This window comes from Chiayiivirga flava, assembly GCF_014202825.1.
Lineage (GTDB): Bacteria > Pseudomonadota > Gammaproteobacteria > Xanthomonadales > Xanthomonadaceae > Chiayiivirga > Chiayiivirga flava.
Genome location: NZ_JACHHP010000001.1, coordinates 705,160 through 718,275, shown reverse-complemented (window position 1 = coordinate 718,275; position 13,116 = coordinate 705,160). Strand labels below are relative to the sequence as shown.

Annotated in this window: 11 protein-coding genes, 1 tRNA gene and 2 pseudogenes; 13 read left to right on the top strand and 1 reads right to left on the bottom strand. The window is 67.0% G+C overall.

Going from position 1 to position 13,116, the window contains the following annotated elements:
- Positions 1–159: 159 nt before the first annotated feature.
- From rplU to obgE, 3 genes are all read left to right on the top strand, one after another.
- The gene (gene rplU, locus HNQ52_RS03000) at positions 160–495 is read left to right on the top strand and encodes a 50S ribosomal protein L21 (RefSeq protein ID WP_183959597.1); all 336 of its coding nucleotides are present in this window, start codon (positions 160–162) and stop codon (positions 493–495) included.
- A 6-nt stretch (positions 496–501) separates the two neighbouring features.
- Positions 502–762, top strand: coding sequence for a 50S ribosomal protein L27 (rpmA, locus tag HNQ52_RS02995; RefSeq protein ID WP_183959596.1), 261 nt, complete (start codon positions 502–504; stop codon positions 760–762).
- Positions 763–973: 211 nt separating this feature from the next.
- Positions 974–2,110, top strand: a complete 1,137-nt coding sequence (gene obgE / locus HNQ52_RS02990) for a GTPase ObgE (RefSeq protein ID WP_183959595.1) — start codon at positions 974–976, stop codon at positions 2,108–2,110.
- 184 nt (positions 2,111–2,294) lie between these two features.
- Here the strand turns inward: obgE and rpsT are convergent, their stop codons facing one another.
- Positions 2,295–2,558, bottom strand: coding sequence for a 30S ribosomal protein S20 (gene rpsT / locus HNQ52_RS02985; protein WP_183959594.1), 264 nt, complete (start codon positions 2,556–2,558; stop codon positions 2,295–2,297).
- Between the two features lie 107 nt (positions 2,559–2,665).
- On the opposite strand from rpsT, the gene murJ reads away from it, so the two are divergent.
- The 10 genes and pseudogenes from murJ (at position 2,666) to radA (ending at position 13,111) form a co-directional block, all read left to right on the top strand.
- The gene (gene murJ, locus HNQ52_RS02980; RefSeq protein ID WP_183959593.1) at positions 2,666–4,225 is read left to right on the top strand and encodes a murein biosynthesis integral membrane protein MurJ; all 1,560 of its coding nucleotides are present in this window, start codon (positions 2,666–2,668) and stop codon (positions 4,223–4,225) included.
- A 58-nt stretch (positions 4,226–4,283) separates the two neighbouring features.
- Entirely contained in the window at positions 4,284–5,279 is a 996-nt protein-coding gene (locus tag HNQ52_RS02975; RefSeq protein ID WP_183959592.1) for a bifunctional riboflavin kinase/FAD synthetase, read from the top strand.
- Positions 5,276–7,916: pseudogene (ileS, locus tag HNQ52_RS02970) on the top strand (isoleucine--tRNA ligase); the annotation flags it as partial. The gene HNQ52_RS02975 and the pseudogene ileS, both read left to right, overlap by 4 nt.
- Before the next feature lie 74 nt (positions 7,917–7,990).
- Positions 7,991–8,131 (top strand): annotated as a pseudogene (locus tag HNQ52_RS17610) (zinc finger domain-containing protein); the annotation flags it as partial.
- 342 nt (positions 8,132–8,473) lie between these two features.
- Complete coding sequence (gene lspA / locus HNQ52_RS02965) at positions 8,474–8,980, top strand: signal peptidase II (RefSeq protein WP_343059190.1); 507 nt, start codon at positions 8,474–8,476, stop codon at positions 8,978–8,980.
- Between the two features lie 7 nt (positions 8,981–8,987).
- Positions 8,988–9,938: a 4-hydroxy-3-methylbut-2-enyl diphosphate reductase gene (ispH, locus tag HNQ52_RS02960; protein WP_183959589.1), complete on the top strand. Its 951-nt coding sequence runs from the start codon at positions 8,988–8,990 to the stop codon at positions 9,936–9,938.
- A 57-nt stretch (positions 9,939–9,995) separates the two neighbouring features.
- Positions 9,996–10,071 (top strand) — tRNA-Thr (locus tag HNQ52_RS02955).
- 302 nt (positions 10,072–10,373) lie between these two features.
- Positions 10,374–10,550: a hypothetical protein gene (locus HNQ52_RS02950; protein ID WP_183959588.1), complete on the top strand. Its 177-nt coding sequence runs from the start codon at positions 10,374–10,376 to the stop codon at positions 10,548–10,550.
- Between the two features lie 155 nt (positions 10,551–10,705).
- A complete protein-coding gene (locus tag HNQ52_RS02945; protein ID WP_183959587.1) occupies positions 10,706–11,470 on the top strand; it encodes a hypothetical protein in 765 nt (254 codons plus the stop codon).
- Between the two features lie 270 nt (positions 11,471–11,740).
- The gene (gene radA / locus HNQ52_RS02940) at positions 11,741–13,111 is read left to right on the top strand and encodes a DNA repair protein RadA (protein ID WP_183959586.1); all 1,371 of its coding nucleotides are present in this window, start codon (positions 11,741–11,743) and stop codon (positions 13,109–13,111) included.
- Positions 13,112–13,116: the final 5 nt, after the last annotated feature.

The window sequence follows — 13,116 nt, the reverse complement described above, 5'->3', positions numbered from 1 at the left end:
GTCGGGAGAAGGGTCGGATACGGGCGCAGCGGCGCCGTGGAAGCGGGCTCAGGCGATTGACCGGAACCGCCTTTGCCCCTAAGATGCGCGGTCTTCCCGCCCGGAATCCGTCGGGAAGGTTCGCAGAATAACTACAGAATCCACCAAGGAAACACCGGTATGTACGCAGTATTGGTCACCGGCGGCAAGCAGTATCGCGTGATGCAGGGCGAGACCCTCCGCGTCGAGAAGCTGGACGTCGAAGAAGGCAAGTCGGTCGAATTCGACAATGTGCTGATGCTGGGCGACGGCGACAAGGTCACCCTCGGCGATGCCCTCAAGGGCGCGCTGGTCTCGGCCACGGTCAAGTCGCACGGCCGCGCCGACAAGATCCGCATCATCAAGTTCCGCCGCCGCAAGCACCACATGAAGCAGCAGGGACACCGTCAGCACTACACGGAAATCGAGATCACCGGCATCTCGGCTCCGGGTGGCAAGAAGTCGAACAAGGAGTAAGCAGCCATGGCACACAAAAAAGCCGGTGGTAGTACCCGCAACGGCCGCGACTCGAATCCGAAGTACCTCGGCGTGAAGGTGTATGGCGGCCAGGCGATCGACGCCGGCAACATCATCGTCCGCCAGCGCGGCACGCAGTTCCACCCGGGCATGGGCGTCGGCCTCGGCCGCGACCACACGCTGTTCGCGCTGCGCGACGGCAAGGTGGAGTTCAGCACCAAGGGTCCGAACAGCCGCCGCACCGTCAGCGTGGTCGCCGGCGAGTAAGCGCGCAGTACCGTCCGCGAAAAACCCCGCTGCGGCGGGGTTTTTTGTTGGCGTGAAGCCGGGAGTGGGGAATCGGGAGTCGGGAATCGGAGGGCATGCAGATGCGCTTTCGTCTTTCGCCGGCACCGAAGAACTAGACTCCGCCTTCAAACCGCCAGCGTCCAGCTGGACGATTCTCCATTCCCGATTCCCCTTTCCCGGCTCTCCAGCAATGAAACTCGTCGATGAAGCCGAAATCCTCGTAAAAGCCGGCAACGGCGGTGACGGCTGCGTCAGCTTCCGGCGCGAGAAATTCATTCCGCTCGGCGGGCCCAACGGCGGCGACGGCGGCAACGGCGGCAGCGTGTGGCTCGTGGCCGACGAGAACCTCAACACGCTCGTCGACTTCCGCCACGAGCGCAAGTTCAACGCCCAGCGCGGGCAGAACGGCATGGGCAGCCAGATGTACGGCCGCGGCGGCGACGACACCGAGATCCGCGTGCCGGTCGGCACCGTGGTGATCAACGTCGCCACCGACGAGATCATCGGCGACATGACCCGGCACGGCGAGCGCCTGCGCGTGGCGCAGGGCGGCCGCGGCGGGCTCGGCAACATGCATTTCAAGAGTTCGACCAACCGCACCCCGCGGCGCTTCACGCCGGGCACGGAAGGCGAGTCGCGCGAACTCCGGCTCGAACTGAAGCTGCTGGCGGACGTCGGCCTGCTCGGCTTCCCGAACGCAGGCAAGAGCACCTTCGTGCGGGCGGTGTCCGCGGCCACGCCGCGCGTGGCGGACTATCCGTTCACCACGCTCTACCCGAATCTGGGCGTCGTACGCATCGAGCAGGACCGCAGCTTCGTCATCGCCGACATCCCCGGCCTGATCGAGGGCGCGGCCGAAGGCGCGGGCCTGGGCGTGCTGTTCCTGCGCCACGTGCAGCGCAACCGCCTGCTGCTGCACCTGGTCGACGTGGCGCCGTTCGAGCTCGATGTCGATCCGGTCACGCAGATCGCGAACGAGGTCCGTGCGATCGAGCGCGAACTGGCCAAGTTCGATCCCGAGCTGCTGCGCAAGCCGCGCTGGCTCGTGTTCAACAAGGCCGACCTGGTGCCGGAGGACGAGCTCGACGCGCGCGTGGCTGCAGTGCTCGAGGCGCTGGACTGGACGCAGCCGCATTTCGTCGTGTCGGCCATTTCGAAAACCAATACGTGGCCGGTGTGCCAGCAGGCGATGCAGCATCTGGATGCCGTGCGTGTCGCGGAGCTGGAGGCGACGGAGGAGGCCGCTGCGGCGGCCGGTGCCCCGGGTCCTGCGCCCGGGTCCGCATCCGATGCGTCGGCGGGCAACGATCGCGACGCGAATGCCTGAGATCGCGCGCCACGTGGCGGTGGCCGGGGTCGATGCCGCGTGCGCGACGCCCCGTCGTCGAGCCGAAGGGAAGCGCGCGCTTCAGCGCCCGTCCCGTCGCTGCGGCCGTCCCCGGGCAACACGAACCCCGGAAAGCACGAAGCCGGCATTCGCCGGCTTCGTGTGTCCCGATTCGGCAGAGCTTTCAGCCCAGCGCGCGGATCCGCGCGTTGAGGCGGCTCTTGTGGCGGGCGGCCTTGTTCTTGTGGATCAGGCCGCGCGCGGCGAAACGGTCGAGCAGTGGCTGCGCGCTGGCGAAGGCGGTCTTGGCGCCGTCCTGGTCGTTGGCGGAAATCGCCTTGATGACCTTCTTGACGGCGGTGCGCAGCATCGAGCGCTGGGCGGTGTTGCGCGCGTTGTGCACAACGGCCTGGCGGGCGCGCTTCTTTGCGGATTTGATGTTGGCCAAGGGAAAACTCCAGGAAAAGCCGGTTGCAGAATCGGGGACAAGACGCACAAGTATGCGGGATCCGGCCCGGCCGGTCAATCCTGCGGCGGCCGGGCAGGGGTGGCGGCATGAGCCGCGGCGGCCTGCTCCGGTCGAGCGCGATCTTCAGCGGCATGACGCTGCTCTCGCGCATCGCCGGCTTCGCGCGCGACGCGCTGCAGGCCACGATGTTCGGTACCGGCGGCGCGATGAGCGCCTTCATCGTCGCCTACCGCATTCCGAACTTCCTGCGCCGGGTGTTCGCCGAGGGCTCGATGCAGATGGCCTTCGTGCCGGTGCTCAACGAGATCCGCGAGCGCGGCGATAGAGCCGCGCTGCGCGAATTCATCGACGCCATGGCCGGCGCGCTGTGCGCGGTCGTGTTGCTGGTGTGCGGCGCCGGCATGCTGGCCGCGCCGTGGATCGTGTCGCTGTTCACGCCCGGCGCGCTCGACGAGCCGCTGAAGTTCGGCTGGACGGTGGACATGCTGCGCATCGCCTTCCCGTACCTGCTGTTCATCTCGATGATGGCGCTGGCCGCGTCGGTGCTCAACAGCGTCGGCAGGTTCGGTCTTGCCGCGTTCACCCCGGTGCTGCACAACGTCGCGCTCATCGCCGCGATGCTGTGGCTTGCGCCGCGTTTCGACGTGCCGCCGTACGGCATCGCCTGGGGCGTAGTGATCGCAGGTGCGCTGCAGCTGGCCCTGCTGTGGGGCGCGCTCGGACGGCTGGGTCTGCGCCCGCGGCTGCGCTGGGGCTTTTCGCATCCGGACGTGCGCCGCGTCGGCCGCTTGATGGTGCCGACGCTGTTCTCGTCGTCCGCCGCCCAGGTGAACCTGCTGGTCGGCACGGCGTTCGCGTCGCTGCTCGCCGACGGCAGCCAGGACTGGCTGTACTACTCCGATCGGCTCATTGAATTTCCGCTCGGGCTGTTCGGCGTGGCCGTCGGCACGGTGATCCTGCCGCATCTCTCGCGCCGCCACGCCGCCACCGACACCGCCGGCTACGGCGATGCGCTCGACTGGGGCCTGCGCACGACGCTGGTGGTGGCCGTGCCGGCGGGGCTCGGCCTGCTGCTGCTGGCCGGGCCCATCATCGCGACCCTGTACCAGTACAACCAGTTCAGCGCCGACGACGCCCGCATGACGGCGCTGAGCCTGATGGCGATGAGCATCGGCGTGCCGGCGTTCATGCTGACCAAGGTGCTGGCGCCCGCGTTCTATTCGCGCCAGGACACGAAGACGCCGATGCGCGCCGCACTGTGGACGGTGGCCGCGAACGTGATCCTCACCGTCGCGCTGGTCACCCCGCTGTGGCTGAATCGCGTGCCGGGGGCGCACGCCGGGATTGCGCTGGCGAGCGGGCTTGCCGGCATCGTCAACGCGCTGCTGCTGTGGCGGGCGCTGGCGCGCGAGGGCGTGTTCCGCGCCGCCAGCGGCTGGATGCCGTTCGTGCTGCGGCTGCTGGCCGCCTGCGCGGGCATGGCCGCGGCGGTGATCGGTCTGCAGCTGTGGATCGGCGACTGGAGCCAGTTCCCGCCGCTCCAGCGCGTGGGGTGGCTGCTGGGCACCATCGGTGCCGGGGCGCTCGTGTACGGCGCGGTACTGACGGCGCTCGGCTTTCGCTGGCGCGAGCTGCGCGGGGTCTGACCTTGGGCCCTGCCGCCAGCCTTGGCAGGCGCCGCAGCGGCTATACTTTCGGGTTCTTATGAGCCGATTGTTCCGCGACGTCGAGGGTGCATGCCTTGCCCCTGCCGGCAGCGTGGTCTGCATCGGCGCCTTCGACGGCCTGCATCTCGGGCACAAGGCGCTGGTGGGACGCGCGGTGGCGTCGGCGCGTGCCCGCGGCGTGGTCGCCGCTGCGCTGAGTTTCGAGCCGCTGCCGCGCGAATTCTTCGCGCGCGAAGCCAAGCCGCCCCGCTTGCTGCTGCCGCGCGCGAAATTCGAAGGTCTGTGTGCGCTCGGCTGCGGGCTGGTCGGTCTGCTGCGCTTCGATGCGCGGTTCGCGGCACTGTCGCCGGAGGAATTCGTCGAACGCGTGCTGGTGCACCGCCTCGCCGCACGCGAGGTCTGGGTGGGCCGCGATTTCCGCTTCGGCCACCGGCGCGCCGGCGACCTTGCGATGCTGCGCGTGCTGGGTGAGCGCCACGGCTTTTCGGTGCATGGCATCGACGATGTCACCGTGGACGGCGAGCGCGTGTCGAGCTCGCTGGTGCGCGCGGCGCTGGTGGCGGGCGAGCTCGACCACGCCGCGCGCCTGCTCGGCCGTCCGTACGCAATTTCCGGCCGCGTGGTGCGCGGCAGGCAGCTCGGCCGCACGCTCGGTTATCCCACGGCCAACCTCCGGCTCGCGCGCAAGACGCCGGCGCTCTCGGGCATCTACGCCACCTGGGTGCACGGCATCGGCGACACGCCGCGCGCCAGCGTGTCGAGCCTCGGCACGCGGCCGACGGTGTTCGGCAAGGAGCCCTTGCTCGAAGCGCACCTGTTCGACTTCGACGGCGATCTCTACGGCCGCCGCATCGCCGTGGAGTTTGTCGCGAAGCTGCGCGACGAGTTGAAGTTCGACGACCTGGACACGATGGTGGAACAGATCCACCGCGATGCCGCCTCCGCGCGCAGCATCCTCGCCGACAGCGTCGCGTCCGCACGCGAACCGGCACTCCCCTCGACCCCGCACCACCACGACAGGCGTTTCGCGTGAGCCGCGACTACAAATCCACCATCCATCTCCCGGCAACGGACTTCCCGATGCGCGGCGACCTGCCCAAGCGCGAGCCGGCCCTGCTCGAGCGCTGGGAGCAGATGCGCATCCACGAGCAGCTGCGCGCGCAACGCCAGGGGCGCGAGACCTTCGTGCTGCACGACGGTCCGCCCTACGCCAACGGCATGATCCATCTCGGCCACGCGGTCAACAAGATCCTCAAGGACATCGTGGTGAAGTCGCGCGTGCTCGCGGGCTTCGACGCGCCGTACGTGCCCGGCTGGGACTGCCACGGATTGCCGATCGAGCTTGCGGTGGAAAAAAAGCACGGCAAGGTCGGCGTGAAGCTCGACGCGGCGCAGTTCCGCGCCAAATGCCGCGAGTTCGCCAACGAACAGATCGACCTGCAGCGGCGCGACTTCAAGCGCCTGGGCGTCATCGGCGACTGGGACAACCCGTATCGCACGCTCGATTTCGCGTTCGAGGCCGCCGAGCTGCGCGCGTTGTCGAAAGTGATCGAGAACGGCCATCTGGCGCGCGGCGTGAAGCCGGTGCACTGGTGCTTCGACTGCGGCTCGGCGCTGGCCGAGGCGGAGATCGAATACGCCGAGAAATCGTCGCCGGCAATCGATGTGGCATATGACGCGGTCAATGCGGCGGCGCTCGCCGGAAAGTTCGGCGTGACGCTCGACGCCGATAGCATCATCGCCGTGCCGATCTGGACGACGACGCCGTGGACGCTGCCGGCAAGTCTCGCCGTCTCTCTCGGCCCGGACATCGACTACGTGCTCGTGCGTGCCGGCGAACGTGACGGCAAGCCGCTGCTGCTCGTGCTCGCGGCCGCGCTCGCCGACGCGGCGCTGGCGCGCTACGGGTTCACGGTTGACGAGCCGCTCGGACACGCGCGCGGCAGTGCGCTCGAAGGTCTGCTGCTGCGCCATCCGTTCCTCGACCGCGAGATCCCGATCCTCGTCGGCGACCACGTCTCCGACACCGACGGCACCGGCGCCGTGCACACCGCGCCCGGCCACGGCCAGGAAGACTTCGCGGTGTCGCAGAAGTACGGCCTCGTCGAAAAATACAGCGCGGCGGAGGTCAATCCGCTCGGCGGCAACGGCGTCTACCTGCCGGGCACGCGGGAAGTCGCCGGCCAGTTCATCTGGAAGGCGAACGATGCGATCGTCGCATTGCTGCGCGAGCGCGGCGTGCTGCTCGCGTTCGAGACCATCCTGCACAGCTATCCGCACTGCTGGAGGCACCGCACGCCGGTGGTGTTCCGTGCCACGCCGCAGTGGTTCATCTCGATGGACCAGGCCCATCTGCGCCGCGATGCACTCGCGGAAATCGCGAAAATCGGCACGCAGGGCGGCTGGTTCCCGGACTGGGGCGAGGCGCGCATCCGTTCGATGATCGAAGGGCGGCCGGACTGGTGCATCTCGCGCCAGCGCACCTGGGGCGTGCCGATCGCGCTGTTCGCGCACCGCATCACCGGCGAGCCGCACCCGGACACGGTGGCGCTGATGCGCCGCGCCGCCGATCTGGTCGAACGCGACGGCATCGATGCCTGGTACGCGCTGAACCCGGCCGACTGGCTGGGCGACGAGGCCGAGCACTACGAGAAGATCACCGACATTCTCGACGTGTGGTTCGATTCCGGCGTCACGCACGAAGGCGTACTCGCCGCGCGCGGGCTCGGCAAGCCGGCCAACATGTATCTCGAAGGTTCGGACCAGCACCGCGGCTGGTTCCAGAGTTCCCTGCTGACGGCGGTGGCGATGGATCGCGCGGCGCCGTACCGGCAGGTGCTGACGCACGGCTTCACCGTCGACGAACACGGCCGCAAGATGTCGAAGTCGCTCGGCAACGGCATCGAACCGCAGGAGATCATGAAGACGCTCGGCGCGGACATCCTGCGCCTGTGGATCGCGTCGGCCGATTACCGCAACGAGATGTCGCTGTCGCAGGAGATCCTCAAGCGCACCGCGGATGCCTACCGCCGCATCCGCAATACGATGCGGTTCCTGCTCGGCAACCTGCACCGGTTCGATCCGGCGAAGCACCTGCTGCCGAACGACGACCTGCTGCTGCTCGACCGCTGGGCCGTGCATCGCGCGTTCGAACTGCAGGCCGAGATCGTCGCCGCGTACGAGCGTTACGACTTCCCGGCCATCGTGCAGGCGCTCAACAACTTCTGCACGGTGGACCTGGGCTCGATCTATCTCGACGTGACCAAGGACCGCCTGTACACGATGCAGGAAGATTCGCGCGGCAGGCGCTCCGCGCAGAGCGCGATGTACCGCATCGTCGAGGCGATGGTGCGCTGGATCGCGCCGATCCTGAGTTTCACCGCCGAGGAGGTGTGGGGCTATTTGCCGGAGCGTCCGCACGCGAGCGTGTTGTTTGCCGAGTGGTACGGCGATCTCGCCGCGATGCCGGCGCAGGCGGAGCTCGATGCGGCGATGTTCGATCGTTTGCTCGTGCTGCGCGACGCCGTGTCGAAAGTGCTCGAACCGATGCGTGCGGCAGGCACGCTCGGTGCATCGCTGCAGGCGGATGTGACGGTGTACGTGGCGGATGACGTTCGGTCCGCGCTTTCCGCGGTGGAGGACGAGCTGCGCTTCCTGTTCATCACCTCGTCGCTGACGCTGGCGTCGGAACGCACGCACCCGGCGGATGCGCTCCGGGCCGACGACGGCACCGCGTGGATCGTCGCGCGGCCCACGGAACACGGGAAATGCGTGCGCTGCTGGCACTACCGTCCCGAGGTCGGGACGATTGCAGAACATCCGGAGCTGTGCAGCCGCTGCGTCGAGAACGTTGATGGTGCAGGTGAGGACCGCCGCTATTTCTAGTCCGATCCTTTTGAGCGCCCGACGAAGCCCCTCTCCCCGCGGGAGAGGGGTTGGGGTGAGGGTCCGGTATGACTGGGCGCGCGAGTCTCGCATCGACCTATTCGAACGCATGACGTTGCACCCGCGACGGACTGCACCGGGGAAACGAAAGAGCGTCGTGGCCTCATGCGTCCGTGGAGCGAGTGCCGACATTCCACGCATCGCTCCGCCCGAACCCTCATCCGGCGCTGCGCGCCACCCTCTCCCGGGGGGAGAAGGGCAACCGCGCGGCGCGCATCCTTGCAGCCTGCGAGCGACACGACCGCGTTACATGCTCCAGAACACCATCCAGGAATTCCGCACGTGACCCCGGCCAAGCCCGCCCGCAACGCCCTGCCGTGGCTGATACTCTCCGCGATCGTCCTTGTCCTCGATCTGTGGACGAAGGAAATCGCCCTCACCCACCTCGCGTTGCACGAGCCCGTGCCGGTCATCGACGGCCTGCTGAACTGGACGCTGACCTACAACTACGGCGCCGCCTTCAGTTTCCTAAGCGACGCGTCCGGCTGGCAGCGCTGGTTCTTCAGCGCGCTGGCGGTCGGCGTCAGCATCCTGCTGACGGTGTGGCTGGCGCGCATGCCGCGCCACGACTGGCGCCAGGCGCTGCCGTTCGCGCTCGTCATCGGCGGCGCCATCGGCAATCTGATCGACCGCCTGCGGCATGGCTACGTCATCGATTTCATCGATGCGTACTGGAACCAGTCGCACTGGCCGGCGTTCAACATCGCCGATTCGGCGATCGTCGCAGGCGCCATCGGCATCGCGCTGTTCAGCCTGCTGCCGCACCGCAGGGCGGCAGACGCGCGATAATCGGCCGATGGACGTCCTGCTCGCCAATCCCAGAGGTTTCTGCGCCGGCGTCGATCGCGCGATCGAGATCGTCAAGCGCGCGCTGGAGAACTTCGGCGCTCCGATCTACGTGCGGCACGAGGTGGTGCACAACCGCTTCGTGGTCGACGATCTCAAGCAGCGCGGTGCGGTGTTCGTCGAGGAACTGGACGAGGTGCCCGACGACGCCACCGTGATCTTCAGCGCACACGGCGTGTCGCAGGCGGTGCGGCGCGAGGCCGAAAAACGCGGCCTCAAGGTGTTCGACGCCACCTGTCCGCTGGTGACCAAGGTGCACATGGAGGTGGCGCGCCACTGCCGCGCGGGACGCGACGTGGTGCTGATCGGCCATGCCGGGCACCCGGAGGTCGAGGGCACGATGGGGCAGTGGACCCGGCACGGTGGCGGCGGCGAGATCCACCTTGTCGAAAACGTCGAGGACGTGGCCGCGCTGCGGGTGACCCAACCGGACAACTTCGCCTACACCACGCAGACCACCCTCTCGGTCGACGACACGCGCGCCGTCATTGCCGCGCTGCGCGAACGGTTTCCCAACATCCAGGGTCCGCGCCACGACGACATCTGCTACGCCACGCAGAATCGCCAGGACGCGGTGCGCGATCTGGCGAAACAGTGCGATCTGGTGCTCGTGGTCGGCTCGGCCAACAGTTCGAACTCCAACCGCCTGCGCGAACTCGCTGAGCGCGATGGCGTGGAAGCGCACCTGATCGATGGCGCGGGCGACATCCATCCCGACTGGCTGGCCGGCAAGCGCCGCGTCGGCGTCACCGCCGGCGCCTCCGCGCCGGACGTCCTCGTGCAGGGCGTGCTCGCACGGTTGCGCGAACTCGGCTCCGATGCCGCGACGGAGCTGGCCGGCGAGCCCGAAACGATGGTGTTCGCCCTGCCGAAGGAACTGCGCCTGACGCTGGTGGACTGACGCAGACCCCCGGCGATTGACCCGCCGGCGTGCGGAACCTAGAATGCGCGGCTCCTTGCCGGAATAGCTCAGTTGGTAGAGCGGCGCATTCGTAATGCGTAGGTCGTAGGTTCGATTCCTATTTCCGGCACCACTGAGTAGTTCGCAAAGCATTGCGGACGCCGCCAAAGGCCCGTCAGGACTCACGTCCAGCGGGCCTTTCGCGTTTCTGGGTCTTGCCCAATTTCGCGCTGATTCGCTCAGATCTCGGATTGCTGAGGGCGGCGGCACGTACCTCGGCGTCGTCACCAGCAACCTGATCACCTGGTCGCGTGCTACGCCGAGCTCCCGGTGGGCAGACCGCGAACATCGAAACGTCATCCGGGAGACGCCAACTGATGCGCACGAGCCTGTGGGACATGTTCGAGGGCGTGTTGCCGTAGCGCCGGCGCATCGTTGGCCGTCACCGGGCACAACGCCGATGGCACGGCGTCGTTCCAGCTGCCGAAGGGCGCCGTCACCCGCGTGCGGCAGCCGCTCGACCAGGCGCCGCCGTGCCGCGCCTTCGCCGCCGACGGCGCAATCGAGGCTGCGGCGCCGACGACGCTCGTGGCTATCTCAACGGAGGGTTGAGATCGAACGGTCTCCGGTCCAAAGTAATGTCGGCCCTCTTGTGCCCACGCTTGTGGGTTATATGAAAGCGCCGCGACCATAGTGTGATCCCGGTCACAAAAATGCTTTATCTGCTTTACTAGGCTGCAACCCCATTTTTTGGACTCGGAGCACGTATGAAATATCTGATTCTTGCCGCTTGTGCGGGCTTATCGTTAGCGTGGACCACCAGCGCGCGAGCTGAGCCCCACTTCGCCGGGGTTTGCAATAGTTGCAGCACTCCCGCGGAATTTAAGTCGTTCGCCTTCGGCCTTGTCAGCTCCTATGCGGCGGGGTCTTGGGAGATTGAGGTCTTCAATGAGTCAACTGAGATTCTCTATATCGTCAACGCCAACAAGGAAAACGACCCGGCAGGTCCGATCGAATATGGCGTCGCATTGCGTGCTTCTGCGTTGAAGGAAGATGCGACCGTTGAGCTCGCGAAGTTCCTGCGAACTCAGGAGCATGTACTCATCATGCCCGTCGGCACGATTTATTCTTCGTTCTCTCAGGCTCAGGACTGGGATGTCTGTTCTTATGGAAGCGCAGTCTACAGCTCGTTCAATCCGGCATCGGGCGTAATGGGGCGGGCTATCCAGACGCTGCTTGGAACTCAGCCTGCGCTCATCGCTATTTTCAACAATGGTGATGTTGCCAAGTACAAGCTCACCGACGTGCGAGGTGGAGCGCTATCCTGCCAATACGAGGAAGGTACTGCACGAACGTCGACGGGTGAGGTCATCGATGACGGCTCTGGTGATGTCACCGACAGCGACTACGTTTCGCCGGCAGTACCTGGCGTCTTCATCGTCCGCGTCAGGGAGGGGACGTGGGGATATCGTTACAGGAGTTGCGGCAGGGTTGGAAACGGCCCGTGGACGTGCGAGGAGTACAACGAATGACCAAAGTTGCCCTGCGCTGATGCTTCTCATGTAGCAACGATTCAAGATACGTTTCTGAACAAAATGGGGCGTTGAGCCAATTTAGCGCCAGTGCCCGCCGGTTTTGCGCCAGCTTCCCTTTTTCATGCATGCAATGCGCTTTCTTGTGGTGCTTATTTCCGGCACCAGATGTGCACGAAGGCCACCCGCACGGGTGGCCTTCGCGTTTGCGGCGCGTGTGCTGCGACCGCCCTCGGCTATCCTCGTGTTTCCACCAGGGAAGCATGCTCGATGGCCAAGGCCAAGACCGCCTACGTCTGCACCGAATGCGGCGCCAATTTCAACAAGTGGCAGGGCCAGTGCGACGCCTGCCAGGCCTGGAACACGCTCGCCGAGTTCGTGCTGGAAGCCAGCCCCGTCAACGCAAAAGGCGCGCGCGCCGGCTACGCGGGCGAGGGCGGCGCGGCGCGCGTCACGAAACTCGCGGACGTGGTGCACGGCGAGGAAACGCGCACGGCGACGGGGATCGGCGAGCTCGATCGCGTGCTTGGCGGCGGTTTGGTCGAAGGTTCGGTGGTGTTGATCGGCGGCGATCCGGGCATCGGCAAGTCGACGTTGCTGCTGCAGACGCTCGGTGCGCTCGAAGCGCGCCTGCCCGGTCTGTATGTCACGGGCGAAGAGAGTCTCGGGCAGGTCAGCTCGCGCGCCTCGCGTCTTGGTCTGCAGCTCGGCGGACTGCGCTGCCTCACCGAAACCTGCATCGAGCGCATCATCCCGCAGCTGGCGAAGGAAAAGCCGCGGCTGGTGGTGATCGACTCGATCCAGACGATGTATTCCGACCAGCTCGCCGCCGCGCCGGGTTCGGTGAGCCAGGTGCGCGAGGCCGCAGCGCGGCTGGTGCGTTTCGCCAAGGAAACCGGCATCAGCGTGTTTCTCGTCGGCCACGTGACCAAGGAAGGCGGCATCGCGGGCCCGCGCGTGCTCGAGCACATGGTCGACGCGGTGCTGTACTTCGAAGGCGAGAGCGGCAGCCGCTTCCGCATCCTGCGCGCGTTCAAGAACCGCTTCGGCGCGGTGAACGAACTGGGCGTGTTCGCGATGTCCGAGCTTGGCCTGAAGGAAGTGCCGAACCCGTCCGCCATTTTTCTTTCCGGCAGTCGCGAGCCGCAGCCGGGCAGCGCGGTGATGGTCACCCGCGAAGGCACGCGGCCCTTGCTCGTGGAAGTGCAGGCGCTGGTGGACCAGAGCCCGCTGTCGAACCCGCGCCGCGTGGCGCTGGGGCTGGAGCAGAATCGGCTGGCGATGCTGCTCGCGGTGATGCACCGCCACGGCGGACTCGCGATCTACGACCAGGACGTGTTCGTGAACGTCGTCGGCGGCATCCGCATCCAGGAGACCGCCGCGGATCTGCCCGTGTTGCTGGCAATCCTGTCGAGCTTCCGTGATCGGCCGATGGACCTGCCGACGGTGGCGTTCGGCGAGGTCGGCCTGTCGGGCGAGATCCGCCCCGTGCCGAACGGCGAGGAGCGCCTGCGCGAGGCCGCGACGCACGGCTTCCGGCGCGCGATCGTGCCGCGCGCAAATGCGCCGAAGAAAGGCTACAAGGATCTGGAGATCGTGGCGGTGGACCGACTCTCGGACGCGCTCGACGCGCTGGCCTGACGCCG